The 26370-nt window shown below is 38.9% G+C and carries 24 protein-coding genes and 6 pseudogenes; 20 read left to right on the plus strand and 10 right to left on the minus strand.

Annotated elements, in window-relative coordinates; all coding sequences use genetic code 11:
• The first annotated feature begins 130 nt into the window (after window positions 1–130).
• A complete protein-coding gene (locus tag JCM21531_RS13050; protein WP_038290561.1) occupies window positions 131–1132 on the plus strand; it encodes a sodium:calcium antiporter in 1002 nt (333 codons plus the stop codon).
• A 99-nt stretch (window positions 1133–1231) separates the two neighbouring features.
• On the opposite strand, the gene JCM21531_RS13055 is transcribed toward JCM21531_RS13050, so the two are convergent.
• Together JCM21531_RS13055 and JCM21531_RS13060 are read right to left on the minus strand one after the other, a co-directional pair.
• Window positions 1232–1621: a DUF4363 family protein gene (locus JCM21531_RS13055; protein ID WP_038290562.1), complete on the minus strand. Its 390-nt coding sequence runs from the start codon at window positions 1619–1621 to the stop codon at window positions 1232–1234.
• Window positions 1622–2304 (minus strand): annotated as a pseudogene (locus JCM21531_RS13060) (DUF421 domain-containing protein).
• A 283-nt stretch (window positions 2305–2587) separates the two neighbouring features.
• On the opposite strand from JCM21531_RS13060, the gene JCM21531_RS13065 reads away from it, so the two are divergent.
• Both JCM21531_RS13065 and JCM21531_RS13070 read left to right on the plus strand, forming a co-directional pair.
• Window positions 2588–3223, plus strand: coding sequence for a potassium channel family protein (locus JCM21531_RS13065; protein ID WP_038290563.1), 636 nt, complete (start codon window positions 2588–2590; stop codon window positions 3221–3223).
• Window positions 3224–3247: 24 nt separating this feature from the next.
• Window positions 3248–3916, plus strand: coding sequence for a potassium channel family protein (locus JCM21531_RS13070; RefSeq protein WP_038290564.1), 669 nt, complete (start codon window positions 3248–3250; stop codon window positions 3914–3916).
• 7 nt (window positions 3917–3923) lie between these two features.
• On the opposite strand, the gene JCM21531_RS13075 is transcribed toward JCM21531_RS13070, so the two are convergent.
• From JCM21531_RS13075 to JCM21531_RS22290, 5 genes and pseudogenes are all read right to left on the minus strand, one after another.
• Entirely contained in the window at window positions 3924–5288 is a 1365-nt protein-coding gene (locus JCM21531_RS13075; RefSeq protein WP_038290565.1) for a TrkH family potassium uptake protein, read from the minus strand.
• 154 nt (window positions 5289–5442) lie between these two features.
• Window positions 5443–5652, minus strand: a complete 210-nt coding sequence (locus JCM21531_RS13080; protein WP_038290567.1) for an alpha/beta-type small acid-soluble spore protein — start codon at window positions 5650–5652, stop codon at window positions 5443–5445.
• An 89-nt stretch (window positions 5653–5741) separates the two neighbouring features.
• Window positions 5742–7007, minus strand: a complete 1266-nt coding sequence (locus JCM21531_RS13085; protein WP_038290570.1) for an MGDG synthase family glycosyltransferase — start codon at window positions 7005–7007, stop codon at window positions 5742–5744.
• A 290-nt stretch (window positions 7008–7297) separates the two neighbouring features.
• Window positions 7298–8103: pseudogene (locus JCM21531_RS22285) on the minus strand (FapA family protein).
• 152 nt (window positions 8104–8255) lie between these two features.
• A complete protein-coding gene (locus JCM21531_RS22290) occupies window positions 8256–8498 on the minus strand; it encodes a flagellar assembly protein A (RefSeq protein ID WP_243467662.1) in 243 nt (80 codons plus the stop codon).
• A 574-nt stretch (window positions 8499–9072) separates the two neighbouring features.
• Between JCM21531_RS22290 and JCM21531_RS18700 the strand changes: the two genes are divergently transcribed.
• From JCM21531_RS18700 to JCM21531_RS22305, 5 genes are all read left to right on the plus strand, one after another.
• Window positions 9073–9252, plus strand: coding sequence for a hypothetical protein (locus JCM21531_RS18700; RefSeq protein ID WP_117407258.1), 180 nt, complete (start codon window positions 9073–9075; stop codon window positions 9250–9252).
• 17 nt (window positions 9253–9269) lie between these two features.
• Window positions 9270–10292, plus strand: a complete 1023-nt coding sequence (locus JCM21531_RS13095) for a D-alanyl-D-alanine carboxypeptidase family protein (RefSeq protein WP_243467663.1) — start codon at window positions 9270–9272, stop codon at window positions 10290–10292.
• 103 nt (window positions 10293–10395) lie between these two features.
• Window positions 10396–11043, plus strand: a complete 648-nt coding sequence (locus JCM21531_RS22295; RefSeq protein WP_243467664.1) for a B12-binding domain-containing radical SAM protein — start codon at window positions 10396–10398, stop codon at window positions 11041–11043.
• Window positions 11016–11234 (plus strand): hypothetical protein, encoded by a 219-nt coding sequence (locus JCM21531_RS22300; protein ID WP_243467665.1) that lies wholly within the window; start codon window positions 11016–11018, stop codon window positions 11232–11234. The genes JCM21531_RS22295 and JCM21531_RS22300 overlap by 28 nt, the downstream gene beginning before the upstream one ends.
• Entirely contained in the window at window positions 11198–12106 is a 909-nt protein-coding gene (locus JCM21531_RS22305) for a DUF4080 domain-containing protein (RefSeq protein ID WP_243467666.1), read from the plus strand. Before JCM21531_RS22300 ends, JCM21531_RS22305 begins: the two co-directional genes overlap by 37 nt.
• A gap of 60 nt (window positions 12107–12166) precedes the next feature.
• Here the strand turns inward: JCM21531_RS22305 and JCM21531_RS13105 are convergent, their stop codons facing one another.
• Entirely contained in the window at window positions 12167–12589 is a 423-nt protein-coding gene (locus JCM21531_RS13105; RefSeq protein ID WP_038290572.1) for an ATP-binding protein, read from the minus strand.
• 301 nt (window positions 12590–12890) lie between these two features.
• Here JCM21531_RS13105 and JCM21531_RS22310 point away from each other — a divergent pair, with 301 nt between their 5' ends.
• The 6 genes and pseudogenes from JCM21531_RS22310 (at window position 12891) to JCM21531_RS13125 (ending at window position 17740) form a co-directional block, all read left to right on the plus strand.
• Window positions 12891–13046, plus strand: a complete 156-nt coding sequence (locus tag JCM21531_RS22310) for a hypothetical protein (RefSeq protein WP_243467667.1) — start codon at window positions 12891–12893, stop codon at window positions 13044–13046.
• Entirely contained in the window at window positions 13016–13339 is a 324-nt protein-coding gene (locus tag JCM21531_RS22315; RefSeq protein ID WP_243467668.1) for a hypothetical protein, read from the plus strand. The genes JCM21531_RS22310 and JCM21531_RS22315 overlap by 31 nt, the downstream gene beginning before the upstream one ends.
• Window positions 13306–13512 (plus strand): hypothetical protein, encoded by a 207-nt coding sequence (locus JCM21531_RS22320; protein WP_243467669.1) that lies wholly within the window; start codon window positions 13306–13308, stop codon window positions 13510–13512. The genes JCM21531_RS22315 and JCM21531_RS22320 overlap by 34 nt, the downstream gene beginning before the upstream one ends.
• A 33-nt stretch (window positions 13513–13545) precedes the next feature.
• Window positions 13546–15678, plus strand: a pseudogene (recD2, locus tag JCM21531_RS13115) (SF1B family DNA helicase RecD2).
• 112 nt (window positions 15679–15790) lie between these two features.
• Window positions 15791–16921: an AAA family ATPase gene (locus tag JCM21531_RS13120; RefSeq protein ID WP_038290575.1), complete on the plus strand. Its 1131-nt coding sequence runs from the start codon at window positions 15791–15793 to the stop codon at window positions 16919–16921.
• Between the two features lie 78 nt (window positions 16922–16999).
• On the plus strand, window positions 17000–17740 hold the full coding sequence (locus JCM21531_RS13125) for a zinc dependent phospholipase C family protein (RefSeq protein WP_038290578.1): 741 nt from the start codon (window positions 17000–17002) through the stop codon (window positions 17738–17740).
• A gap of 61 nt (window positions 17741–17801) precedes the next feature.
• Here JCM21531_RS13125 and JCM21531_RS13130 read toward each other — a convergent pair whose 3' ends face one another.
• The gene (locus JCM21531_RS13130; RefSeq protein ID WP_243467670.1) at window positions 17802–18470 is read right to left on the minus strand and encodes a YhcN/YlaJ family sporulation lipoprotein; all 669 of its coding nucleotides are present in this window, start codon (window positions 18468–18470) and stop codon (window positions 17802–17804) included.
• Between the two features lie 202 nt (window positions 18471–18672).
• On the opposite strand from JCM21531_RS13130, the gene JCM21531_RS13135 reads away from it, so the two are divergent.
• Entirely contained in the window at window positions 18673–19002 is a 330-nt protein-coding gene (locus tag JCM21531_RS13135) for a hypothetical protein (protein WP_243467671.1), read from the plus strand.
• Window positions 19003–19177: 175 nt separating this feature from the next.
• Here the strand turns inward: JCM21531_RS13135 and JCM21531_RS13140 are convergent.
• A pseudogene (locus JCM21531_RS13140) lies at window positions 19178–20541 on the minus strand (DUF1015 domain-containing protein).
• A 280-nt stretch (window positions 20542–20821) separates the two neighbouring features.
• Here JCM21531_RS13140 and JCM21531_RS13145 point away from each other — a divergent pair.
• The 5 genes and pseudogenes from JCM21531_RS13145 (at window position 20822) to alaS (ending at window position 25621) form a co-directional block, all read left to right on the plus strand.
• Entirely contained in the window at window positions 20822–21376 is a 555-nt protein-coding gene (locus JCM21531_RS13145; RefSeq protein ID WP_038290580.1) for a PRC-barrel domain-containing protein, read from the plus strand.
• A 4-nt stretch (window positions 21377–21380) separates the two neighbouring features.
• The gene (locus JCM21531_RS13150; protein WP_038290586.1) at window positions 21381–21566 is read left to right on the plus strand and encodes a YtxH domain-containing protein; all 186 of its coding nucleotides are present in this window, start codon (window positions 21381–21383) and stop codon (window positions 21564–21566) included.
• Window positions 21567–21646: 80 nt separating this feature from the next.
• Window positions 21647–21874: a hypothetical protein gene (locus JCM21531_RS24530; protein ID WP_369347657.1), complete on the plus strand. Its 228-nt coding sequence runs from the start codon at window positions 21647–21649 to the stop codon at window positions 21872–21874.
• Window positions 21825–22755 (plus strand): annotated as a pseudogene (locus JCM21531_RS13155) (AI-2E family transporter). Before JCM21531_RS24530 ends, JCM21531_RS13155 begins: the two are co-directional and overlap by 50 nt.
• A gap of 224 nt (window positions 22756–22979) precedes the next feature.
• A pseudogene (gene alaS / locus JCM21531_RS13160) lies at window positions 22980–25621 on the plus strand (alanine--tRNA ligase).
• Window positions 25622–26370: the final 749 nt, after the last annotated feature.

Below are 26370 nucleotides of genomic sequence, written 5' to 3' on the forward strand. Positions count from 1 at the left end.
ACCAATTTTATATTTTTTAGAAAAAAGAACTTTTTATTATAAATAAAATTTTAAATAAAAACCGGAACCAAACTAATATACTTACAAAGAAGCGATTTTGCTAATTTACATATGAAAGTGATGAATAGCGATGTGGATAAATGTAGCACAAATGCTCATGGCTCTTGCACTGATTTTAATCAGCTGTGAGTTTTTTACAAACGGTGTTGAGTGGCTGGGAAGAAAGCTCGGAGTGGGAGACGGTGTTGTAGGAAGTATATTCTCCGCCGTAGGCACATGCCTTCCTGAAACAATGATTCCGATTATTGCGATACTGTTCTTGGGAGAGGACAGAGAATCAATGGACGTAGGGATTGGTGCAATTTTAGGAGCGCCTTTCATGCTAAGTACCCTTGCATTTTTTGTGGTAGGTGCCAGTGTCATTTTGTTTAGGTCAAGAAGAGGAACAGGTATAAATATGTTTGTCAATAGTGATATTGTGAGCCGTGACATCAGTTTTTTCATTGTGGCTTACAGTGTGGGGGTGGCAACTGCCTTTATAAATATCCGCTTTATAAAAAGAATAGTTTCGGCATTCCTTGTCGCAACTTACATCTATTATATTATTTTGACGGTAAGACAGGATAAGGTAAACCATGGATATTTGGATAAGCTCTATCTGACAAAAGTATTGGGTTTGAAAAACAATATGTCCAATATTTTTATTCAGATTTGCATTTCACTTACGGGTATAATTTTGGGAGCCAATGTTTTCGTAAAAAATATAGAGTATGTATCGGACTATATCGGTATAACTCCCCTTATCCTGTCTCTGATAGTGACCCCCATAGTAACGGAGCTACCGGAGAAGTTCAACAGCATTATCTGGATTGCCAAAAAGAAGGATACCTTGGCTCTGGGAAATATAACAGGGGCAATGGTGTTTCAGAGCTGCATACCGGTATCTATCGGAATTCTGGCGACGCCGTGGCAGCTAAATTCTCATATTATAGTAAGCTCTGTAATGGCTACTTTGTCCGCTTCCACAATATACTTTTGGATAGAGGACAAGAGAAATTTAAATCTTATTCCGCTGCTTATGGGAGGCGCATTTTATGCCCTGTTTATAATCTCCCTTTTTATGAAAGGATAAGTTTTGAGAGCATTTGAGTAAAGTCAAGAAAAAAGCTAAAGAGGGGCTCTTGTTGCCCCGGATTTTGATTTATACTGCGAAAGAATGTGATATAAGTCGTCAGAGAATATTTTTCAGAGAAAAGAATTGATTTTCCGGGATATGCTTTATAAAGTTGCGTAAAACTGCTATTTCGGACATTGCCATAGAGATATTTCTACTTTTTACATATTCTGACGCCCGTACAAGGGATGTATCGATATTGTCTATTTCAACATGGTCCAAGAGAACTGCCCATAATTTTTCAACTTTATCCCATTCTTCCCGGACAGCCGTAAGATTATTTTCGGCAGTTGTCCAGTCTTCTTTTTCTATACTCTCTTCAATTGCATTAATCCAATCTTCAAGCATTTGTGCATCCCTTGAAAAAACTGAGGATGCATAAAGGGAAGTGCCTACTATTATAACACATAATAATGCAAGTCCTGTTAGTATTTTGGCTGAATGCATTTATTTATTTCTCCTTTCCTTAACTTGATAATATAGTTTGCCTTCCGAGTCGAGACTTGCCAAAAGCACATCCTTAGGATTATTTATACCGAATTTGGAAAGTGTATTGTTTAGCCAGTCTACGTCGAGATTTGCCAATTTAAGGTTTTCATAGCTTACCTCACCGTCAACAATAATGTCCAGGGACACTCCCTCATATTTAGTAGGTATATTAAGGTCTTCGGGACTTACCGGCCTTTTCTGTGATTTTGGTATTACACTCAGTTGCCCGTTGGTTTCAAGAATGGCAAACTCAACATCGGCTATATTGTGTATATCTTTGATTCGTAGCTGCTCCAAGAGGTCATTTAATGTGTACATCTCTTTTCTTAGCTCGCTTCATTTACTTTGCCGTTTTGAATTAAAATGCTTGGCTTTCCGCAAATTACCGCTCTAGCCTTGGTACTTTTTAACCCTATAAAGGACAGGGCTATTTGGGCAAATAACAGTGTAAGTATTGGAATTATACCGTTTAGCAGAGGTATTCCGGTGTTTTGCATAGGTAATGCGGCAAGCTCGGATATCATTATTGCAATAACGAGCTCAAAGGGCTGCAGCTGGCCGATTTGACGCTTACCCATTATTCTCATGAAAACTACAACAATCAAATAGAGAAACAGTGTCCTGAAAACAATTATTAACACAGAATCATCCTTTCATTTTTTACTGTCGTTATTTTTAGTCGCTTTATCTTTATTATTAGCATTTCATTTTTGAAAAACTCTATTCTGTTTATGAATTTGCTTTAATATTCGATAAATATTGTAATAAGTATGTAATATGAGTAATATCGAAATTTCTGCATGTTTTCATCCTATAAACGCGAAAATTTGAGCTAAATCTAAGAAAATAATAATGTGCAAAAAATGTTCACATGATATAGAATAAATGTCATGTATTAATTGCAATGTGTTCAGGAGGATTAATATGTTTGTAATTGTAGTTGGCTGTGGCAAGGTTGGTTCAAGGTTTGCCCAGGTTTTATCCGAGGAAGGACATGATGTGGTTATTATTGACAATGATCCTGACTCATTTAAGCTTCTTGATCCTGATTTTGGAGGATTAACCATTACCGGAGTTCCTATAGATCAGGATGTTTTAAAAAAGGCTGGAATTCAAACAGCGGATGTGGTTGCGGCGGTTACTCCGGATGACAATACAAACATAATGGTTTCACAGATGGCAAAGGAGATTTTCAAGGTTCCCAGAGTGGTAGCCAGGATTTACAACCCTGCCCGGGAGCATGTGTTTCATGAGTTTGGACTTGATACCATATGTCCCACAGAGATTACTGTCGATTTAATACGGTCAATGGTACTTTGTCAAAAGGAAAAATCCGTACATACTATAGGAAATTCACCCATTGTATTTAGTCATCAAAAGGTTCAAAACGGAGATGTAGGCAAGAAGCTGGGAGCAGTGAAGCTAGGCCGGGATGTTCATCTTTTTGGTGTCATAAAAGACGGTGAATTTGATTTTCCCAATCCGGAAATGATTTTAAGTAAAAATGATGTTTTGGTAATAGCGAGTAAATCGGGGCAAGTGCAAAGCAAAAAAAATTAATGTAAAAGTTGGAGGTTTGCTTTTATGTATATTGTTATTGCAGGGGGAGGAAAGATTGGCTACTATCTGGTAAAGACTCTTCTTCCCTATAAACATAAAATAGCGATTATTGAACCGCAGGAGGATGTTTGCGTTAAGATTGCAAATGAGCTTCACATTCCTGTAATAAACGGTGATGGTACGGACCTAGATATACTTTCGGAAGTGGAGCTTGAAAAAGCGGATGTTTTTATTGCAGTTACCGGAAAAGATGAGGACAATCTTATTTCGTGCCAGCTTGCAAAGAAGAATTTTGGTGTAAAGAGAACCATATCCAGGGTTAACAACCCAAAGAACATAGAGATTTTTCAAAAGTTGGGCGTGGATCTTGCGGTAAGCAGCACTTCTATTATCGCTGAATTGATTGAGCAGGAAGTGGATTTTACGGGAATTAAGACACTTATGAGATTAAGCAGCGGCAGACTGGTTATAAGCGAGGTTACCATTACAGGAGATTCACCGGTTTGCAATAAATGTCTTAAGGATATAAATATTCCTAAGGACTGTGTATTGGTCTCGGTTATTAGAGGAGAAGAAGTAATAATACCCAACGGCTTTACCGAATTAAAAGAAAACGACTCTATTATTGCAGTGTCCTCAAAAGAAGATCAGGAGGAACTAAAGGAGTACTTTGTCGGCAAAGGCAAAAGGTAGGGTATTATTACCCGACCATAATTTTACCTTCGGGATAAACCAGATCCTTTTTATAGTTTTTTGTTGCAAGAGCTATGGCGAAGGAAAGCGGTCCTACTCTTCCCAAAAACATGGTAATTAACAACAGAAATTGACTTGGCACACTCATATTAAAAGTGCCTATTGTGGTCATACCGACGGTAGAGAAGGCAGATGTCACTTCAAACAGGACATCAATAAGGGGCTTGTCTTCAAAAAACAGTATTGCGATGGTAATTGAGACCACCAGCATTGCACATAGACCGATAATGGAAAGGGATCTGTATACAATCTTTTGAGATATTCTCTTTTTCAATATTATGGTATCGCTAGAACCTTTTGCCTGGGAAATAATGGTTGCAATCATTACTGCAAAGGTTGTGATTTTAACACCGCCTCCTGTCGAACCTGGAGCGGCTCCTATAAACATTAAAATAATAGTTATTAATTTAGAAGTTTCTCTTATTTGATTTATAGGTACGTTATTAAATCCGGCAGACCTTGAGGTGGTAGAATGAAAAAATGCAGCATTAATTTTTGAAGGCAGGGATAATGGACCTAAAGTCGCTGGATTGTTGAATTCAAAGGCAAAGAAAAGTAAAGCGCCAAGGAGCAATAATATTGCAGTTGCAATCAGAACAACTTTTGTATGAAGAAGGAAAAATTTGTTCTTTTTATAGTCAACCAGGTCTTTCCATACAATGAAGCCCAATCCGCCAAATATAATAAGAGAAGACAGTGTATTTAGAATAATGGGATCCTGATTAAAAGTGGTAAGGCTGCTGAAACTTTCCCTTTGACCCATTATGTCAAAACCGGAATTACAAAAGGCGCTGACCGAGTGGAATATTGACATGTAGATTCCCTTTAATCCGAACATGGGAATAAATCTTATAGACAATATCAGCGCACCAGCAAGCTCTACTGAGAAGGTAAACAAAACCACATTTTTGACCAGCTTCAACACATCTTCAAAGCTAAAATGGTTTAATGATTCTTGTGCCAGTACCATTTCCTTTAAGCTGACTTTCCTTTTTATGAGAACCGAAAAGAATGTCGCAAAAGTCACAAAGCCAAGGGCTCCTATCTGAAAAAGCAAAAGGATGACGAGCTGACCGAAAAGGGACCACTGCTGATAGGTGTCTACTACCAGCATACCCGTAACGCAGGTGGCAGATGTTGAAGTAAAAAGGGCAGTAAATAATCCGGCACTGTTTCCGTCCCTTGAAGCTATGGGAAGTGCTAGGAGAACTGTTCCTATTAAAATAATGGCTACAAAGCTGAAAACAATTATTTTTGGAGAATCAAGCTCAAACATCTTAATTTTTTTTGACCCAAATTGAAACTTTATCATAATAGTTTAAATCACCGCTCCTAAAAATCGAAAAATACTATTGGAATATTATATCACATTATTTTAGTTTTCCATAAATAAAAGATTTACTAAAACAGCCGAATAATAAAATAGCAGGAGATAATCTCCTGCTATTTTTATTATTTTAAATTTATTACCTTGAAGTGTCGCCTAAACGTTCTGAAGGATAGCTGTTTCCGGTATAGGACTGGAATACTTTCTTAACGATGTTTCCACCTATTTTACCTGCTTCCCTTGCAGTTAAGTCTCCATTGTAACCCTGCTTTAAGTTAACTCCAACTTCTTTAGCAATTTCATACTTCATGTTTTCAAACTGAGTTTTGCTGTTACTGTTCTTAGCCATTACTATCACCTCCTTAGTCTTATTTTTTCTAAAAATAAGACTATTATGAGTAGAAAGTTTTACTAACATTATATAATTTTACGTCAACTTTATTTTTGATTCGTTTTAATTTTTTTATACTTTTTAAGCACTATTCTTTTATTGTGAGACAGGGATATTCTTTTACGCAGCTCCCAAAATTTCGGGAAATCATTGGGAAACAGCTCTTCGGGGAAACTAATTTCTCCTTTTTTTTCTATACTTAAAAGGAAACTAACTATCTCTTTTGCAACATTAGGATTAAGATATTCTTTCTGAGATTGCTTTATTTTATTTAATTTTTCGGCATTATTGTAAAGAAGCTCATCAACAGTATGCCTTAATTTTCGGAGCTCTTTACATACCACTCCGAGGTTGTGCTTTTGCATATAGGCCGGATTACCTTCTTCTTGCCCCGGAAGATTGCCTGTGATAATGAGAGGAACATTACAGGCTACAGCTTCCATCATAACATTCGGGCTGCCTCTGGTGACGGCAATATCAGAAGACAGCATCAGATCTTGAATATTCTCGACAAAACCGTATATTTCAACCCTATCTCCAAAACGCTCGCCGAGGGTGCGTTCCAATCTTTTCTTCAGCAGTTTGTTTCTTCCTGTAACTATCTTAACCCGGGAGTTAAAATTCTTTAGCAGTATCGATGCAATTCTGCTCATGTTTCCGGAACCTTCACCGCCGCTCATGATGAGGCATTCCAGCGGCCTGTCGCCGGTATATCTTTTAATATTCTGAATATTATCTTCGCCATTGCCGCTAATATGCTTCAAAAACTTCTGTCTTACCGGAAATCCCGTTTGGATAAGCTTTGATTCCGAAACCCCAAACTCAAGACATTTAAACTTTGATTCTTGTGAAGGACATATTATATAATCTGCCCTAGGGTCTACCCAGAGAGGCGTAATGCTTACGATATCCGCTAGCAGCGTAACAAAGGGAATGTTGAGATTATAGTCCTCCAGGATGTTTAATACCGAACCGTTGAAGTTTGGATGTACTGAGAGTATAAGGTCCGGTTTTAGATTTTGAATGAGTTTTAGGAAGTTGTCTTTTATGGCAACTTCAGTAAAGTCATTTAAAAGACTGGGGGTTTTCAAAGATAATTCCCACACCAGTTTCCACAGTTCTTTGGCATTTCTTGTAACGGAACCATAAAGCTTTCCAATTCTAAGGCCAAAATTGCCCGCCAATGTAAAACCGTCAATTACATGAACATTGACGCCGGGGTAACGGGAAAACTGTTCCATAAGGGATTCGGATATGCTTTTATGGCCATGCCCCGTATTATTTGAAGATAATATAAGAATATTCTTAATCATACTGCCTCCTATAATTAATTAAAATTATTATTTGCAGGTTCAATTATTTATACTAAACTTTATTATATAACTTAATTTTTGCAAATCAAAGTGTTGAATATTTATATATTATTAAATATTTCGTGTTTGCTGCAGTTTAGACTTTTAGTAATTCCGATTTTCTTATTTTTTAATCATAATAAATAGAAGAATAACAATATTTATACATATGCGTCAGAAATATAAATAAGCATCAGAAGATATTTCTCTCCTGATGCTTACACATATTAATTCCTTGAAAAAACGAAGGTTTAGATACGTTTAATTTCTCCGTCGGCTGCAAAAAAGGTTGTTGCCAGACAAGATTCCTTAATTTCGGTTTGCATGTTTTTTATAATTATTATACAGTTTGGGTAAACCTTTTTTGTTATAGCTACTTCACCTTCGCCTTTTGCTTTTAAATATCTTGCAATATTCTTTTTTTCTTCTTCTAAGGATTTGAGCTCTCCTTTCAGTTCCGACAGCCTTTGTACTTTTGAGTTATACTCTGCTGCCTGCCGGGAAGTCATTTCTTTGGAAGGGTCGATTTTTGACATATATAGCTTTAGGTCTTTTTGCTCTTCTTTTAATTTATTTATTTTTTCACCTATATCTTCCAGGGTTTTTGTGAGCTTTTTTCTGTCAAAACCCGTAAGAACAATTACGGTCTTTGGTTCAAGCTGCGAACCCAAAACGGGTACGGTAGTTTTAACTTCTGCTTTTATTTGGCCTCCGATTATATTGCCTTTACCGACTCGATAAATACTTCTTTTGCTTCAACTGTGCTGTTTATACAGTAAAAGCCTATATGGGCAATACCGCCGCAAGATAATTTTGCATTATCTACAAACTTTGTATAAATGTTTTTTTTTGCAGAAATTTGTGCAGAACCTTTTGATGATATTCCGCCTTTTATGTAAATACTGCCTTCACGGCTTTTTATTCCCTTGACATTTCCGATACCAATGGGGCTGCTTATTTCTATATCTTTTGTAGCTTCCACATAGAAGCCGTCGGTAACTGTACCTTTAATGGTTACATATCCGTCAAAAATTATATTTCCGGTTTTAAAATCCACATCGCCATCGATTTCAAGATAATTTGATACGGTGATTTTGTCGCCGAAATAGTTTACGGCACCGTCTGTTTTGGAGTAGAGTACAACTTTTTTGTCTTGTACTACTTCGTAGACAGTGTTTCTATCGTAGGGCAGGGGATAGTTTTTTCCTCTTACGGGATAAATGGTGGTGCCATATACTGTTTTCCCGGGAAACCTTCAGTGGCATCAATACGTTCGCCAAGCCAGTCACCGGCCTTAACCTTGTTAATCAGCTTCAATTCGTAGTAATTTGCCTTTCCGTCCTCTTTTATTTCCGGCCTTGGCTCTTCAAGTTCATACATTCTGATTTTGCAGTCTTCTCCGTCAACGGCAGGCATTCCTTCGGCTATTACATATTTTTTTCCTGTTTCCAAATCACCAAAGAACAAGTCTTTTTTTATTCCGAGGTTATGTTTTTTTTCTTCAAAACCTCATAGGTTTCTATTATCAGATTTTCGCGATTTTTAATTTCCAGTTCTTCTTTGGGTAAATTGAAGGTGACGAAAGCTTTTAATTCGTCCGGGGTTACGGATATGACTATTCTTTCTTTTAGTTGGCCGAATTTTTGGGGGGACTGGGAAGCAATCTTTAGGGCATCGTTAAGGTACTGAAGTTTGTTATTTGTATCTGGGGAAGTGATAACAATATGGCGTTAAATTGGTTTAGCGGAAGGCCGGGTTTAAATGTTTTGATGAATACTTCATTGGCTTGTGCGAAGATTTCTACAAAGTCATCTTTATAAAAGGTTTGATGTTTCATAAGCTGTCCCCCTCCTATTTATATTATCGGCAAACTAGAAAAAAATATTTATAAACTTTGATTATTTTTCATATATTTATTACATGGCAATAGATGTCCTACCTTTGAAAAGTTTTTTTGAACTAAAGCATTATAGAGTCTAAGCGGCAATATCGAACATGAGCAAATTAATTATGGGAAGTGATTTAATTGAAAAGAAGTATAAAAAGGATATTGATTCTTTTGTTCTGCTGCATATTTGCAATAAACTTAAACGGAATGGCATATGGGGATGAATTCGTTGAAGATGAGTTTAATGAGGATGAGTTTGTTTTGGAGGTTGATGCCAAGCCTGTTGACGGGCATGACGAGTCGAAGCTCCCAAAATAGAAGCGGGAGCGGCAATAGTGATTGATGCCGATACCGGGAGGGTGTTGTATGAAAAGGATGCATACTCAAGAAGGGCCATAGCCAGCACCACCAAGATAATGACCGCAATTGTGGCATTGGAAAACGGCAATCTTAATGATAAGGTAAAGGTTAGCAAAAAAGCTGCCAGTATCTGGGGTTCTACAATCAAGCTTAAAGAGGGTGAGGAACTTACATTGAGGGAGCTTCTTTACGGTATGATGCTAAAGTCGGGCAATGATGCGGCATTGGCTGTGGCTGAACACGTTGGGGGAACTGTTGAGAACTTTGTAAAAATGATGAATGACAAGGCAAAGGAGCTGGGGCTTAAGGATACAGCGTTTAAGACACCCCACGGGCTGGATGTGGAAGGGCATTATTCCACGCCATATGAGCTCGCAATGATGACCAGGTATGCCTTGCGAAATCCTATTTTTGCCGAAATGGTCGCAACTAAGAGTACAACAATTACCAACCGCAGCTTGTATACAACAAATGAAATGCTTTCCCTGTATCCCGGGGCAGACGGGGTAAAGACCGGCTACACGGGAAAGGCGGGAAGATGCCTTGTGACATCGGCAACAAGGGATGGGTTTAAAATAATTTCCGTGGTTTTGAACTGCGCCAGCAGAAATAAAAGGGCGGAAAGCAGCAAAGCAATCCTTGACTATGCCTTCAACAATTACAGGCCCTATGAACTTTTGAGGGCAAACCAGGAGCTGGGGCAGGTGAGTGTATATAAAGGAAAAAAGAGTTCTGTGTCGGTTGTTGCTGTGGAGAGTATTAAGCTTCCTTTGAGCAAAGAGGAAAAGGCGAAACTCAGAACGGAGCTGACATTGGAAGACACAATAAATGCACCGGTGTATAAGGGAGTTGAAGTGGGAAAGATAGAGTTCCTTGTTGACGGAAAGCTGATTGCCAGGTCGGCTGTAAAGACGGCTGAGGTAGTGCCTGACAAAAAGTATGGAGATTATTTCAGAGATGTTTTGGATATATGGTTTAAGCTGGCAAGGTTAAGATAGGCGGAGAATATATTCACGCATTACCCATGTCGCTTTCAAAATTATCCTTGAAATGATTCTGCTCTGTTTGTTATAATAACGTAATACTTAAGGAGATAGAATCATGAAGACAATAATAATTGGAGTTAATTCAAAATATATACATTCTTCTTTGGCGGCATGGTATCTTAAGGCGTCTTGTGATAAGCAGTGCGGGGAAGTTAGGGTGATGGAGTTCACTATAAACGACAATCCGGAATCTGTCCTTTCCCGTATTTACACTGAAGGGTGTGATGTGGCTGCTTTTTCCTGCTATATTTGGAATATAGGATTTGTCCTTAAGCTGGCTGAAAATTTGAAAATGGTTCTTCCTGACGTGAAGATAATACTGGGTGGGCCTGAGGTTTCCTTTGACCCTGAGGATATTCTGCGCTCAAATTGGTTCGTAGACTATGTAATGTCAGGTGAGGGGGAAGGAGCTTTCGGGCTTTTGCTGCGCTCTTTTATTGATGAAGAGGTAAATCTTGATGCCATTGAAGGGCTAAGCTACAGAAAAGACGGAGAAATTCACGGTTCAAAGTCTTTTAGGTTGGTGAGAGAGCTTGACACCATTCCATCTCCCTACACAGGGGAAATGCTTAGTGCTATTGGCAACAGGATAATATACTTTGAATCCTCAAGAGGCTGTCCTTTTTCGTGCTCCTATTGTATTTCCTCGACCTTTGACGGCGTAAGGTATTTTCCATGGAAAGGGTTAAATCTGACCTTTTGACACTGATTAATGCAGGGGTTAAGCTTGTGAAGTTTGTGGACAGAACCTTTAACTGCAACAGACAAAGGGCTAAAGAAATATTTACATTTATTATTGAAAATGCAAGGGGGACAAGTTTCCACTTTGAAGCTGCAGCCGACCTTTTGATGAGGAAATGTTTGATATTTTGTCCCGGGCGCCGAAGGGATTGATTCAGTTTGAGATTGGGATACAATCAACCAATGAAGCGACTCTTGAGGCTGTTAATAGAAAAACTGATATAAAAAAGGTGTTTGACAACATAAAAAAGCTTAAGGAGTTCGGAAATATTCATATACATGTGGATTTGATAGCTGGGCTTCCCTTCGAGGACTATAATTCTTTCATGAATTCCTTTAATGAAGCCTATGAGCTTTACCCGCACCAACTGCAGCTGGGCTTTCTGAAGCTGCTTAAAGGTTCCGCCATAAGGCAGGAATGCAAAAAACACAGCTATAAATTCAGACAATATCCTCCTTACGAGATATTGTCCAATGCTTACTTGAGCTTTGATGATATTATCAGACTAAAAAAGATAGAAGAGCTTTTGGAGAGGTATTACAACTCAGCAAGGTTTCAAAGAACACTAAAATACCTTGTTGAAGGATTTTTTCCTTTACCGGCCGCATTTTTTGAAGAATTCTCCCGGTATTATGAGAAAGCGGGATATTACGAGAGGTCCATTTCCGCAAGGGAGCTTTATACCATATTGCTGGATTTTGCATCAACTATTAAACTAAAAGCAGACATGGTATTGATTAACGAGCTTCTAAAGTTTGATTTTTTGGTGTCGGATAATACAAACAATCTTCCCAAAGGATTGGAACGGTTGTATATCGACGATTTCAGGGCAAGATGCTTTGAATTTCTGAAAAGCAAAGAGAATATTGAGAAATTTTTGCCTGAATTCTTGGATATGCCTGCAAAGAAAATATATAACGAGGTTCATTTTGAGGCATTCAGGTTCAATGTTGCCGATGATAATGGAATTCCGGAAAAGAGGATACTGTCATTTTGTTTGACTACAGTCAAAAGGACAGCATAACCGGTCATTACAGGTTTTATAAGATACAGCTTCCCTGATTTTACAACGAATTTTTAAAAATTAATAGTTTATTGATACGGTCACTTTGGTGCCTTTTAGGGGAGCGGAAGTTATTTGAATATCATCGCAAAGCTTCTTTAATATAAAAAGTCCCCAACCTCTGCCTTTTATTGTGTTAAAACTTGAATTGTCTTTTTCGAGATTCAAAGATGACGCGTCAAATCCGATTCCTTCGTCAGATATTTCAAGATGTATGGTATGTTCCAGCTTTTCTATGGAAAAGGACACATTGCCGGCACTTTTGTTATACCCATGCTCAAGAGAGTTTATCAATAATTCGTGGATTGCACTTTTGAGCTTGAAGATGGTCTTTTCATCCGAAGCCATATTGTTTATCACCTCTTCACATGAGGACAGGAACATTTCTATACTGTCTTTGTCGAAAGGAATATGGGCATTGAGTTTATAACTTAATATTTGCATATACAGACCCTCCAGTAAGCAGAATCCTTACATCATATTCAAAATTATATCATAAATGCTATCGAAAATGAAATACATCAATTTGTGTTATATATTGAATTCATACAGAAATCTCATAGATAAGAATATACCAAATGCTATAAAAAATATACATGCTAAGGATGCTGCATATGTCAAAGTTGATTTTTTATAAATGTAAAATTCACGATTTCTAGCAGCTGATATTTGTTATAAACGAGAAAATCTGATATTATTTATTATGTAGTAATATTATAATTTAACGATAAAGGGTGAAAAAATAGTGCTTCATAATAGTGATATTGAGTTGCTTGAAATTATGACGGACTCCTTAGACAAATACCTCAAAGCAGCCGGACGGTTGTCGGATGACGCGTTTAACGAGCTGTCGAAGCATTATGGATTGCTGTGGATGGAGCTGACAAGCAAAAAGAGATAATAGAAGGATTGATTAGGACTCAAAATCTTGAATTGAAACAAGATACAAAAATAGAAGAAGATACAGCTATAGAGCAAAACACTGTCATAAAACAAGATAATGTTATAGAAGAAGATATCGTTACAGAACAAGATACCGGCATGGAAGAAAAGCCTTCTTTCAGTGAAAACGCTGCTGTAAAACTCTATGATACAATGGTGGATTATTTGAAACAGCAGAGATATATTGAGCTTCAGTGGGTGAGGGTATATGCAGTAAAGTGTCCCCAGGAGGTTTCTATGATTTTCAAATAAAGTATTTTGAACATAAGAACCCCTCGGAGTCGGAGAAAAACTATCTTTTGTTTGGAGATGCCACAACCAATTACTCCATAAAGAAAAAGGACGATGAGATAATTGGAGATACTTCCCAATGCTTTGAGTTTATATTAAACCTTCGCGACACATTAGGAATCAAACAACCGTAATTTACTATATATTAGCAGGATGGACTGGTTTTTATGGATTACTTAAGCGGAGTCGTAGAAAGAATAACGTTTGTAAATGAAGAGAATGGCTTTTCTGTAGTAAAAATAAAATCAAAAGGTTTTTCAGACCTGGTGACAGTAGTGGGTAATATGGCTTCGGTAAATGTTGGAGCTGTGGTAAGCCTTCGGGGAGAGTGGAAATACGACTCAAAATTTGGTAAGCAGTTCAACGTGTACCATTACAAAGAGGAGATACCTGCCACTGTCGCCGGTATTGAAAATACTTGGGAAGCGGGCTGATTAAAGGAATCGGACCTGTCAACGCCAAAAGAATTGTAAAAGTGTTTAAAGAGGATACCATAAGAATCATTGAAGAGGAGCCAGACAGACTCATTGAGGTTCCGGGAATAGGAATAAAGAGGGTCGAAATGATAAAGGAGGCGTGGCAGAATCAGAAGGAAATAAAGAATGTCATGCTTTTTTTGCAATCCCATGGTGTTTCTACGGTTTTTGCTGTGAAAATATTTAAAACATACGGAAGTGACAGCATAAACGTTGTAAAGGACAATCCATACATACTTGCGGACGACATCTGGGGAATCGGTTTTAAGACTGCGGATAAGATAGCTCAGAATATGGGGTACGACAAGGAGTCTTATGCGCGTATAAGGTCCGGTGTGATGTATGCATTAAATGAATTTGCCAATGAAGGGCATTGCTTTGTGAAAAAAGACGAACTGGAAAAGAAGGCTTCGGAGCTGCTTGGAGTAGATTTGGAAAAGGCTGAAGCAGCTGTCGGGCATATGTTGGAAGAAAAATCGATAATCATGGAAGAGGAGGATGCGGTTTACCTTCCGCCTTTTTACTACAGTGAGGTTGGGGTTGCCAAAAGGATTCGGGAAATCACCGAGACTAAAAGCGCATACAGCTATTATAATACCGAAGATGTAATCGAGAATCTCCAGAGGGAATGCAATATACAATATGATGAAGTGCAGATTGAAGCTATAAAAAGTGCGGTTGCATCGAAATTTATGGTCCTTACCGGGGGACCGGGTACCGGTAAAACTACAACGACATTGGCAATAATAAAGGCATTTCAAAGGTTGGGAGCCGGCGTTCTTCTTGCCGCACCCACCGGACGGGCGGCAAAGCGAATGTCTGAGGCCACCGGTATGGAGGCAAAGACCATACACCGCCTGTTGGAATACAGCCCTCAGGACGGATACAAGAAGAATGAGGATAATCCTTTGGAATGTGATGTCCTAATCATTGATGAGACCTCAATGATTGACATTATCCTGATGTATAACCTTTTAAAAGCTGTTTCAAACAATACGGTAGTGGTACTGGTGGGGGATGTGGACCAGCTTCCTTCGGTGGGAGCGGGAAATGTACTAAAAGACATTATCGAATCGGAAACAGTGACTGTGGTAAGGCTGACAAGGATATTCCGGCAGGCCCAAGGAAGCGCAATTGTAACCAATGCCCATAAAATAAACCATGGAGAATACCCTGTCTTAAAAGGCGGCAAAAACAGTGACTTTTTCTTCATTGAAGAGGAGGACCCGGAAAAGATTGTAGAGCTTGTCCGGGAACTTTGCTCAAAACGGCTTCCGGGATACTACAAGGTAAATCCTTTAAACGATATTCAGGTATTATGCCCCATGCAAAAGGGAATAGTGGGAGCACAGAATCTCAATACAGTGCTTCAGGAGACCCTGAATTCAAGCAATATTTCCGTAAAATACGGCGGAACAAATTACAAGCTAAATGACAGGGTAATGCAAATTAAAAACAATTACGATAAAAACGTCTTTAACGGAGACATGGGCATAATAACGGCCATTGACGGCGAAGAAAAAATTGTGCGCATAAAGTTTGACGATGCGAGGTTGAGTATGATGTGACTGAATTGGACGAAGTGACTTTGGCTTATGCGGTCACAGTACATAAAAGTCAGGGAAGCGAATATGGTTTTGTGGTGGCACCGTTTACAATGCAGCATTATATGATGCTTCAGCGAAATCTATTGTATACCTGCGTTACAAGAGCAAAAAAGTCTTGGTACTTATAGGCTCGAAAAAAGCGCTGGGCTATTGCATAAGAAATTCCAAGAGCGCAAAAAGAAATACCAAGCTTGCCCAAAGACTTAAGCAGATATAAAAAGAAATAAAAAATCAATGAAAAAACGGGTTTGGATTAAAAAATTGAACATTATTTTAATATAAAATATAATATAGATATATATGAACTATTAATCTGATCTATTGGTATTATGAGGAGACTGAATTTAGTTATTGCCGACACCGATGAAGTATATGTTCGAAACATGGTTGACTACTTAATGACTAACTATTTACAGAGGCTTCGGGTAAGCTCCTTCACAAGGCAGGAACTCTTATATGATTTTCTTTCCGGATTAAACAAGATTGATGTTTTGTTAATAAGTCCCGATATGTACTCGGAGGCAATGCCAAAGGAGAGTTATGAAAAGGTATTTTTATTGACCCAGGGAGAGCCTTCTGTAAGAGGCGACATAGACTGTGTTAATAAACACCAGGTGGGAGAAGAGTTTATAAACAAAATAATTGATATGTTTTCCGATGGTGAAAATGAAGAAGAAAAGAAAGAGGATGCCGTCATTTTGGAAGAACCGTCTCGAAACGTAGAAACAAAGGTGATTGCCATATATTCTCCGATAGGAGGAGCTGGAAAGACCACTATAGCAGTAAACTCTGCTGTATATTGTGCAAAAAAAGGTCTAAAAGTATTCTATCTTAATCTTGAGACTTTTCAATCCACTCCGCTTTACTTCAATTGCAAAAGTGAGAAAAACCTTTCCGAATTACTGCGTTGCCTAAAGCAGGGAGAAAACATCGGAATGAAGATTAGGGAAATAAGGCAGATAGACCCTGATTACGATGTTCACTATTTTGTTCCGCCGGAGAATATAATTGACCTCAAAGATACGGGTTCCGGCGAGATAAAAGCGCTTATAGATGCCTTCAGGGCAATGAGATACTATGATATTGTGATATTGGATATGTCCAGTGAGCTAAATGACAGAAATATTGCTTTGCTTGACAGCTCGGATGAAGTAGTGATGGTATTGGCTCAGGACGCTATATCCAATGTCAAGGCCGAGTTCACCTCGGAGCAGTTGGAAAAGTACCTTGCCCAATACGGATTGAACTTGTCCGGTAAACTTATTGTGGCTCTTAACAAGTACAACTTCCATATGGCTTTAGAAGTTGATACGGTATGTATAGACGGTGAAGCCGTTTCGGTATACCTGTCTTTTGTACCGGGAATGACTGCTGTCAAGGGAATTGCACAAATGGCAGATATTCAGGGCGATTTTGGTGCCGGCATAGAAGAGTTGATGGACAAATACATAAAATTGTAATTGCAAGGCTGTATAAATAAAAATATAAGATTTACGCATAATAAATGCGGTCTATATTATTTATAGGAGCGTCCAAATATGGCGGGCAGGTTGGAGAGGACTTATGGCAAAGCTTTTAAATGTTTTCTTTTTGCCTTAAATCCATTTAAGAAAGCTGTAATAAAAACCGAGTGCATGGTTCACAAATATATAAATGTCCAGGCGCTGGAGATACTTAAAAATGATAAATTCATTGACGCCTATTGTCTTTTCAGTGATTATATTGATGACTTAAATCAGGGAGTGACATGGGCGGATCAGGATTTGAAAAGTGCCAACCATTTTTACAATCCCGACAGGAAAAAGGGGCTGTATGGAAACAATAATGCCCTTACGTTGGCAGTAATGTATTATGAAAAGGCTCTTAAATACTGGTATGACTTAGAGCCCAACCCAGCCATGTTTTATCTTGGGGCGGCGGTACATCTTGTGCAGGATATGACCGTACCTCATCACGCCAATATAAGGCTTCTTGATAATCACAGGCAGTATGAAAATTACATTAAAAAGACATATCTAAATACCCCAAGATTTACGGTTGACAGGGGCGGTTATTATCTTGCCGATATAAAGGAGTATATTACTTGCAACGCCAGAAATGCAATAAGGATTTACACAAGGTTAAAAAGTATTAAGGATGTTTCGAAAAGATACTATACCATCACCAAATTTACCCTTCCGCTGGCCCAAAAAACTACAGCGGGATGTTTCTTAACCTTTTACAAAGATATATCCAAAAGGCAATATAAATTTTATGAAAATAAACAAAGCCCGGAGTAAAGGGCTTTTGATATTTACTCCGGACTTACATTAATATAAATAAGTTACAAGGTATCTTTTGTTATTTTGAAGTGGCAGGTGCTACTTGGTTCATAAGCTGCATGATTTCGTTGTTTACCTGGTCCATAGATTTATTATTTGCAATATCGTTGGTAATCTTGCTTATTTTATTCATTACATCATTGGACTCAGTTACTATTACATTGGTTATTGAGGGGTCAATCTCTTTTACCTTATTTATAACCATGTTCTTTCTGGCATTGGCATCTCCTTGAGCATTTTCCGGACTGTAAGCCACAAGACAACTGTTGCCTACTACCAGAACATTTGCCTGACCGATTTCAGGTATTGCCGCAAGCTGGCTGGTTATGTTGGCGGATTTTTCCCTCATAAAAGTGTTGCCCTGAGGTGCAGGTGTGTTTTGGTCTGGACCCATTGAAGGTGTTCCCATCATATTTCCGCCTAAAAGACCATCGTTGCCGGCACCGTTATTTTTTCCGAAAAGATCGTTATTCATGCCGTTGCCATCCGCCGGATTCATGTCCATGTTCAAAAATCTGTTGGTGTTTCCATCCGGGGTAGTTAACTGCTGGGTGTTTTGCCTGGCTGCTCTTCCCGGTTGATTTCCCTGATCGGTTCCGCCGCCCATGTTACATCCGACCAGTGGCAATGATGCAAGGGTAATTCCTAATGACAAAGACGCTGCTTTAATAAAATTTTTATTCATCATAAACCACCTCCAACATTATTCTTCACATCATCGGTTTTTTTATTAGAGTTAATATTATAGTTGAAAGAAAAAAATTATTTGCAAAGTAAAGAGATGCAATTTTTATGAAATTATTTACATTAAAATAATGGAAAAGTAGCAGTGTGGCATTATGCATAAAATAGAGTGAATATATTATTTATCCCAGGGAGGTTTTGAAGTCATGTACGGAAAAGAATGCATGTATCCTATGACTCATATGATGAATGCCATGCATTATCCGCAGCAGTATTGTCCGATGGCAGCAATGCCCGAGCAGCAGCTTGAAAGTATGTATCCGAGAACATATTATATAGTGTATCCTAGAGTTGTACATCATTGCGATATGATGGACATGAACTATGGCTGCTACTATTGTCCGACCAAAGAAGAACTTGATAAAATGTGCGATAAAATATGCAATGAGGTTGAAGCCGAAGTCGAAACTGCCATATGTGAAGAAATGAAGGAGGAGGCTGACAGACAGTTGGCTTTGGAGGCAGAAGATTGTTGAGAGCTTTTGTAGGTACACTTTTGATAAGTGAGCTTCTGAGAAGAAGAAGACGTCCATACGGTTTTTCGGGATATTACGGCGGTTATCCGGGATATTGGTACTGATATTACGGTTATTAAACATAAAAAACCAGGAGTCGTTTTGCAAGTCTCCTGGTTTTTCAAGCTTTGAGGGATTAATCCTTCACAATTTTTCTGCATTCCAAGTAAAATCTTTTTTCCTCTGCTTCACCCATGGAGAAGGTCTTTCTTGGCAGAACACCATCTATGATAACCGTTTTGAAAAAGTCATGTTTTTCCATAGAGGGAAGATAAAAACCTATATTGCCGGGCTTTGAACCCAGACGGGTTACAACATCTTCGCCATGTATGTAGTCCACTTTGGATTCCTTGTGTTTTCCGACGTAGCAATCGAGGAAATCCTGAAGCGTGGCAACCTCAAGGTTGTGCTTCGGATTCTGTACGGTAAATACTCCAAAACCATTATCGGTGACAAATCCAAAGGAGTGGACGGCATTTTCTTTCTTTAACGCTTTGAGTCTTTCGTTTACCGATTTTATTGAATCGTATTTTTCAAAAGAGCAGCAGGAACTTCCGTAGAAATCTTGCATGGCATTTAAAACGGATTCGGTGTCAATGTTGAAAAGAACTCTGTGAATAGGCTCAAACACAATACCGTCATCATGCACGTTTACAATCTCCACCAGAGCAAATCTTGCGGGATGGTTTTCAATTTCAGCTTCACTCAAGGACTTTTTGACATTTTCCCAATGAACCTTTGCCGATGCGAGGGAATGATTTCCGTCACCCACAGCAAACAGAAGTACGCCCTTGTCGTCGCCAACATTGTATTTGGATTTAAAGACTTCCGGGTCTGCAAGGGCTTCAATGGCTTTCAAAATGCCTTCCAGAGTTTTTTCATCATCAATCCTGTAGCCCTTGATATGTCCGCCGTTCATCATAAGTTCAAAATCATAGACCTTCTCAAAGGAGTCAATCTTACTTGCCAGAGGTTCTATAACGGTTTTGTTCGGGTCGTCAATTAAAATCATTACGTGAGGGAGCTCTAAAATAGCATTTTCCCTGATTTTGACCCTCGGCGGAAGTCTTTCGATTACCGTACCTTCCGTTGCCCTGATAAGGGTCTGGGAGCCTACGGTGTAATCGTATTTTTCAAGATCTACTGCAATAATAAGTCCTTTGCGGGATGGGGTGTGGGATGTGCTTCTGTCTACTAAGAGTACGCACGGTTTTTGAGAAACAAGAACACCTTCATTTATGTACTTTCTCATTTCATTATTTATGCGTTTTATTCTCTCTTCCGCGTTTGTGTCTTCAAGATAAATTTCGGGAAAAGTAAGATACAGAGTGGAAGGGCTGTCTCCTACTTTTTTCTCCACCTCCTGCCAGTATTCGGGTTCGGAGGTATACTGGTCACAGGCTACTACCGACACTTTTCCATGTCAATGCCTTCTTTGGGCAGCAAAATTGTAGGGATGTGAATCCCAATTTCTTTATTATATGCTATTTTATCAATCATTTTTGCACCTACCTCATAAAAATCGATTAAATATAAAATGTATATTGAAAAGATAAAAATTATTCAACCGGTTAATAATTGTAAAATTTTCCTCTTAACAATTATACGGTGATACAACGTTTAATTTTATATGAATATGTAATTTAAGTCAAACTGAATGCCGCGTATTTTTTGTGCAAATTTTGAAATAATAAATAGTGTGAAAAATAAACAGTTATAAATATTATATAGTTTTAAATGTATCAATATGTGAGTCTTCTAAAAACGGAGAGATGATTTTTTGCATAGATACAGTGAGGTGCTGGGGCTGCCGGTAATATGTGCGGCAGACGGCAAAAACCTTGGGATAATAAAGGATATAATTTTTTGTCCGAAGGAGAAAAGCGTGGTTGCCTTTTTGATTGAACGCAAAGGCTACAATATAAGGAAAAGAGTGGTTTTTGCCTCGGATGTCTTGAGCCTTGGCAAAGATGCTCTTATTGTCAATGATGCGGATGATGTCAAGGATCTTAAGAAGGTTCAGAACAGACCGGAATTTAAGGATAAGTGGGATATCCTAGGGCTTCCGATATACACAAAAACCGGGGAAGATTTGGGAATAGCCAAAGATGTATTATTTGACTTAAGACATGGAAAAATAGATGGTATTGAGGTTTCCGACGGTTTATTGCAGGACATAGTAAAAGGAAGAAGCGTTCTTCCGTTGATTGGAAAAGTTGAGTTTGGAGAAGAGAATATTTTGGTAGACAGTGAAGCGGTTGAGGAAATGATGGAAACCGGAGGAGGAATAAAGAATTTAATTGAAGGAAACAAGAAGGTGCAAAGAAAGGGGTGAAAATATGATGAGAAATAACTTTACCCGAGGATTGATTATTGGAAGCATAATCGGTGCATCCGTTGGGATGGCTATGAATTCCGATACAATGATGAGCAATAGAACCAGAAAAAAAATGAGAAGAAAAGGAATGGATTTGGTAAGAAAATCCGGTGCATTAATTAGCGATATGGTGGAATTATTTCGATAAATACTCTCAAAATCCTCTTAAAAGACTGGATAACTCCAGTCTTTAACTACATAACGCAGTTTAAAAATGCAGGCTAAAAAGTGAGAATACATATTTTGGAGCATGCTTATTTTTTAGAATCCAAGGAAACAGAGGATTGGCAAATGGTTTCGGCAAGAAAAATACTTACTTATGTAATACTGTTTCTTTTGAGTATTTCAATCATCTATTTCGGGCTTGCTATAGAGATAAATACTGAAGATAATTTTTCCGGTTTTGATGGGCGCTGTTATTGCATATATACTTCGTCCCATAGTTTTGAAACTTGAGTCCAAAAATATATCCAGAACAAAAAGCATAATTCTGATTTACCTGGCCTTTGGAATCGTGCTGACAACAGCGGTGGTGTTTATTGTCCCAATCTTTGTGGACAACACCCGCGAGTTATAAACACCATTCCGGAAATAACTATGGAGTATGGCGAATTTTTCAATGATATATTAAAAACGATAGATTCCAGCGACTGGTCGGCGGAAGTAAAGAATGCCATTTACAATGAGATAAACAACGGTGTGAATATTGCGGAAAACATGCTGGTGGACACGCTGAGAAAGACCCTCGTAGGATTTTTTAAGTCAGTAACGGGTATATCAAACATCATTTTGGCTATGATTATTGCATACTACATTATGAAGGACGCTGAGTTTTTTAAAAAGGGAGCTCTCTCGCTGGTTCCGCGAAAGTGGAGAAATGAAATTATAGGCGCTTGCAGAGAGATAAATGACATACTGTCATGCTTTATACAGGGGCAGCTCCTGACAGCTCTCATTATCGGTGTCATGGAGACCACAGCCCTTGTAATTATAGGAGTAAAATACTCACCGATTTTGGGGTTTATCGGCGGGCTTTCAAATATAATACCTTACTTTGGACCCTTTATAGGTGCAATTCCTTCTGTGGCAGTAGCTCTTATAGATTCGCCGGTAAAAGCTCTGTGGACGGTGTTTGCCTTTTTGGTCATACAGCAGATAGACAATGCCTTTATTTCGCCCAAGATTATAGAAGGAAGGCTTGGGCTTCATCCGTTACCACAATTCTGGCGGTTTTGGCCGGGGGGGAGTTTTTCGGCATAATAGGTATGCTGGTAGCTGTTCCTGTAACTGCTATTCTAAAGGTAATACTAAAGAGGCTGGTAGAGGCTATTGTGTAGGGGATGAATGGAATTATAGGTTCTTGACACCAACAGAATACTTATATATAATTTTACTATTCAGAGTTCGTAAATACCAAACTTTGCAGTCGAAGATGATGCTCTCGTACCTATACAATTAGGAAGAGAGTTTTTATATATTGAACGGCTGGACAAGGGCAGTTGAAACAGGACAACTGAGAAAACAGCTGATGCTTAGTATAACCGGGAGAGGAAGAGTGGGTATGGAAAAATTAGGATTGAATGAGCTAAGGGAAAGGTATTTAAGCTTTTTTGAAGGCAAAGGGCATTTGAGGCTTCCGAGTTTTTCATTGGTTCCTCAAAACGACCCCAGCCTTTTGTTGATAAATTCGGGTATGGCGCCTTTAAAGCCTTATTTTACGGGGCAGGAAGAGCCTCCAGAAGAAGGGTGACCACATGCCAGAAATGTATTAGGACACCGGATATTGAGAATGTGGGAAAGACAGCAAGACACGGTACTTTCTTTGAAATGTTGGGTAATTTCTCTTTTGGTGACTACTTTAAGAGTGAGGCTATTCCGTGGGCGTGGGAGTTTTTTACGAAGGACCTTAAGATACCTGTGGAAAGGTTATGGGTATCCATATTTGAAGATGACGATGAGGCCTTTGAAATATGGAATAAAGAGGTTGGACTTCCTCCTGAAAGAATTGTAAGGATGGGAAGGGACAGCAATTTCTGGGAACATGGTACAGGTCCGTGTGGCCCCTGTTCGGAAATCTATTTTGACAGAGGAGAAGACAAGGGCTGCGGAAGTCCCGATTGTAAGGTGGGCTGTGATTGCGACAGGTTTATAGAGGTTTGGAACCTGGTGTTTACGCAGTTTAACAAGGACGAGGAAGGCAACTATTCCAGGCTTAAAAATCCGAACATTGATACGGGAATGGGCTTGGAAAGACTTGCATGCGTTATGCAGGATGTAAACAACCTTTTTGAGGTTGATACCATAAGAAGAGTGTTGGATTATATATGTAAGCTTACGGGCGTTGAGTACGGCAGCTCGGAAAAAACGGATATATCCATAAGGGTAATTACAGACCACATCAGAAGCACCACCATGATGATATCGGACGGAGTAATACCTTCCAACGAGGGAAGGGGTTATGTGTTAAGAAGGCTTCTAAGAAGGGCTGCAAGACATGGAAAGCTTTTGGGATTGGATAAGCCTTTCTTGTCCGATGTGGCTTCAGTGGTAATTGAAGAGTCCAAAGGTGCTTATCCGGAGCTTGCGGAAAGAGCGGAAAACATTAAGAAGGTTATAAGGATTGAGGAAGAAAAGTTTGAAGAGACTATAGACCAGGGTTTGGTAATCCTGAATAAATATATTGAGGAAACCAAGAATAAAAATGAAAAGGTAATAAGCGGTGAAATGGTGTTTGAGCTCCACGGCACCTACGGTTTTCCTGTGGACCTTACCAGGGAGATAGCCGAGGAAAACGGCCTTGGAGTGGATGAAGAAGGCTTTAGGGAAAAGATGAAGGAACACCAGAACCTTGCAAGAGAAGACTATCACAGCAAGCAGGGTTCCGCTTGGGGTGACGATATTTATTCAAAACTTGATAAAAGTGTTAAAACTGAATTTTTGGGATATACGGAAAATGAAACGTCAGCAAAGGTGTTATATATAGTTAAGGGAGACGAAATTGTTGATGAGGCTCAAAAAGGCGACAGTGTGACAGTTATATTGGACAGGACTCCTTTCTATGCCGAAAGCGGAGGACAGGTTGGAGACCAGGGGTTAATTGAAGCAGGAGGCTTACGGGTAAAGGTTTCGGACTGCAAGAAAACCAATGACGGTAAATACCTCCACATCGGTGAAGTAGAAGAGGGAACCTTGAAAAAGGGTATGGAGGTAAAAGCTACAATCGACAATAAGAGAAGGATGGCAATAGCAAGGAACCATACCACAACTCATCTTCTCCACAAAGCATTAAGGAGCGTATTGGGCTCCCATGTAAATCAGGCCGGTTCTTTGGTTGAGCCTGACAGGTTGAGATTTGACTTTACGCATTTTTCCGCAATGACACCGGAAGAGATAAAGAGTGTTGAAACTCAGGTGAATGAAAAGATACTGGAAAGCATTGCGGTGGATATAAGGGAAATGTCTATTGATGAAGCAAGAAAAATGGGTGCTACAGCATTGTTTGGCGAAAAATACGGGGATGTTGTAAGGGTTGTAAAGATTGGAGATTACAGTATAGAGCTGTGCGGTGGAACCCACCTTCAAGTTACATCCCAGGCAGGATTTATCAAGATAGTCAGCGAAAGCGGTGTGGCATCCGGGGTAAGAAGAATTGAGGCTTTGACAGGTGAGGCTGCATTAAAGCATTTTGACGAAGAGGAAAAGCTTTTGGGTGATATAGCTCAGATTCTTAAGACAAATCCTTCCGACAGCGTCAAGAGGATAGAGTCACTGTTAAATGAGATTAAAGCAGCCCAGAAGGAAATTGGACAGCTAAGGAGCAAGCTTGTAAGCAGTTCATTGGATGATGTTTTGTCAAAAGCTGTGGAGGTTAAGGGAGTAAAGGTTGTTACTGCCCGCTTTGACCAGTTTGATATGGAGGCACTGAGGAATACTGGAGATACCATAAGGAGTAAAATGGGCTCCGGAGTGGTGGTACTCGGAACCGGATTCGGTGACAAGGTGAGCCTTGTGGTAATGGCTACAAAGGATGTTGTGGCAAAGGGTATTCATGCAGGAAATATAATTAAAGAAGCTGCCAAGGTTGCCGGAGGCGGAGGCGGTGGACGTCCGGATATGGCTCAGGCAGGAGGAAAAGACGTATCCAAGATTGACGAGGCCTTAAAGCAGGCTGTAAAGGTAATAGAGTCACAGATTGCGGATTAGTGGATTGAAATTATAAAATAAAGGGCATTTTTTGATGAAAACCGGGTAAAAGAGTTTCGTCAAAAAATGCCCGTAATACTTTGAATCTCAAGAATTAGTTCAAATGTCTATACTTTTGTCTATACGTTTAAGTGATAATCTAAACGATTATGTTAATTTATATCGTAAATGTTTAGCAGAAAAATCCGGTAAAATGGAGTAAATAGCTGTAGAGATAGAATTTTTGCGTTTTTAAATTTGATTATTTTTATTTCAAATTGATTAATATTAAGGGATATCTAAGGCTGGTTAGGTTTTAATGTAGGATGTCAAGGTAATAGAATATGATGATTAACATATTGAAAAAATGGTTAATTTATGATATGTTTTAGTTGTAAATGAGATATAAATGGCAAAATGTGGTTGCAAAATTATTGGCAAAATTGAGATGATGGGCTTTAAAGTATTGAAAATAGCGGGTTAGAAGCTTATGTTGGTGGCTTAAAAATGTGTGAAATTTGATAAAAATCGGGCTTTTTTTTGATGAAAAGTGCGTAAAAAAGTGTCGTCAAAAAAATCCTGTAAGGCTTGAAAATAGCGGAATTTGACTTCGGGGACGTTGAAATGGTACTTCCAGTAAAACAAGGATTGAAACTGTACAGCCTTACCTTTTGTCAATGCTGATTTTGGCGGGTTGAAATGGTACTTCCAGTAAAACAAGGATTGAAACTATAACTCTGCCGTTGTCTCTGATTTGTTTTCGGTGGTTG

It is taken from the genome of Acetivibrio straminisolvens JCM 21531 (genome assembly GCF_000521465.1).
Lineage (GTDB): Bacteria > Bacillota > Clostridia > Acetivibrionales > Acetivibrionaceae > Hungateiclostridium > Hungateiclostridium straminisolvens.

What these genes read in the sequence shown, in the direction of transcription:
- JCM21531_RS13125 (WP_038290578.1), top strand. Translation starts at nt 17,000, where the DNA reads ATGGCGGGCAGGTTGGAGAGGACTTATGGCAAAGCTTTTAAATGTTTT.
- JCM21531_RS13050 (WP_038290561.1), top strand. Translation starts at nt 131, where the DNA reads ATGTGGATAAATGTAGCACAAATGCTCATGGCTCTTGCACTGATTTTA.
- JCM21531_RS13135 (WP_243467671.1), top strand. Translation starts at nt 18,673, where the DNA reads ATGTACGGAAAAGAATGCATGTATCCTATGACTCATATGATGAATGCC.
- JCM21531_RS13130 (WP_243467670.1), bottom strand. Translation starts at nt 18,470, where the DNA reads ATGATGAATAAAAATTTTATTAAAGCAGCGTCTTTGTCATTAGGAATT.
- JCM21531_RS22305 (WP_243467666.1), top strand. Translation starts at nt 11,198, where the DNA reads ATGTTTGATATTTTGTCCCGGGCGCCGAAGGGATTGATTCAGTTTGAG.
- JCM21531_RS13085 (WP_038290570.1), bottom strand. Translation starts at nt 7,007, where the DNA reads ATGATTAAGAATATTCTTATATTATCTTCAAATAATACGGGGCATGGC.
- JCM21531_RS22300 (WP_243467665.1), top strand. Translation starts at nt 11,016, where the DNA reads ATGGAAAGGGTTAAATCTGACCTTTTGACACTGATTAATGCAGGGGTT.
- JCM21531_RS13080 (WP_038290567.1), bottom strand. Translation starts at nt 5,652, where the DNA reads ATGGCTAAGAACAGTAACAGCAAAACTCAGTTTGAAAACATGAAGTAT.
- JCM21531_RS13150 (WP_038290586.1), top strand. Translation starts at nt 21,381, where the DNA reads ATGATGAGAAATAACTTTACCCGAGGATTGATTATTGGAAGCATAATC.
- JCM21531_RS13120 (WP_038290575.1), top strand. Translation starts at nt 15,791, where the DNA reads ATGAGGAGACTGAATTTAGTTATTGCCGACACCGATGAAGTATATGTT.
- JCM21531_RS13065 (WP_038290563.1), top strand. Translation starts at nt 2,588, where the DNA reads ATGTTTGTAATTGTAGTTGGCTGTGGCAAGGTTGGTTCAAGGTTTGCC.
- JCM21531_RS13075 (WP_038290565.1), bottom strand. Translation starts at nt 5,288, where the DNA reads ATGATAAAGTTTCAATTTGGGTCAAAAAAAATTAAGATGTTTGAGCTT.
- JCM21531_RS13070 (WP_038290564.1), top strand. Translation starts at nt 3,248, where the DNA reads ATGTATATTGTTATTGCAGGGGGAGGAAAGATTGGCTACTATCTGGTA.
- JCM21531_RS13105 (WP_038290572.1), bottom strand. Translation starts at nt 12,589, where the DNA reads ATGCAAATATTAAGTTATAAACTCAATGCCCATATTCCTTTCGACAAA.
- JCM21531_RS22295 (WP_243467664.1), top strand. Translation starts at nt 10,396, where the DNA reads ATGAAGACAATAATAATTGGAGTTAATTCAAAATATATACATTCTTCT.
- JCM21531_RS13055 (WP_038290562.1), bottom strand. Translation starts at nt 1,621, where the DNA reads ATGCATTCAGCCAAAATACTAACAGGACTTGCATTATTATGTGTTATA.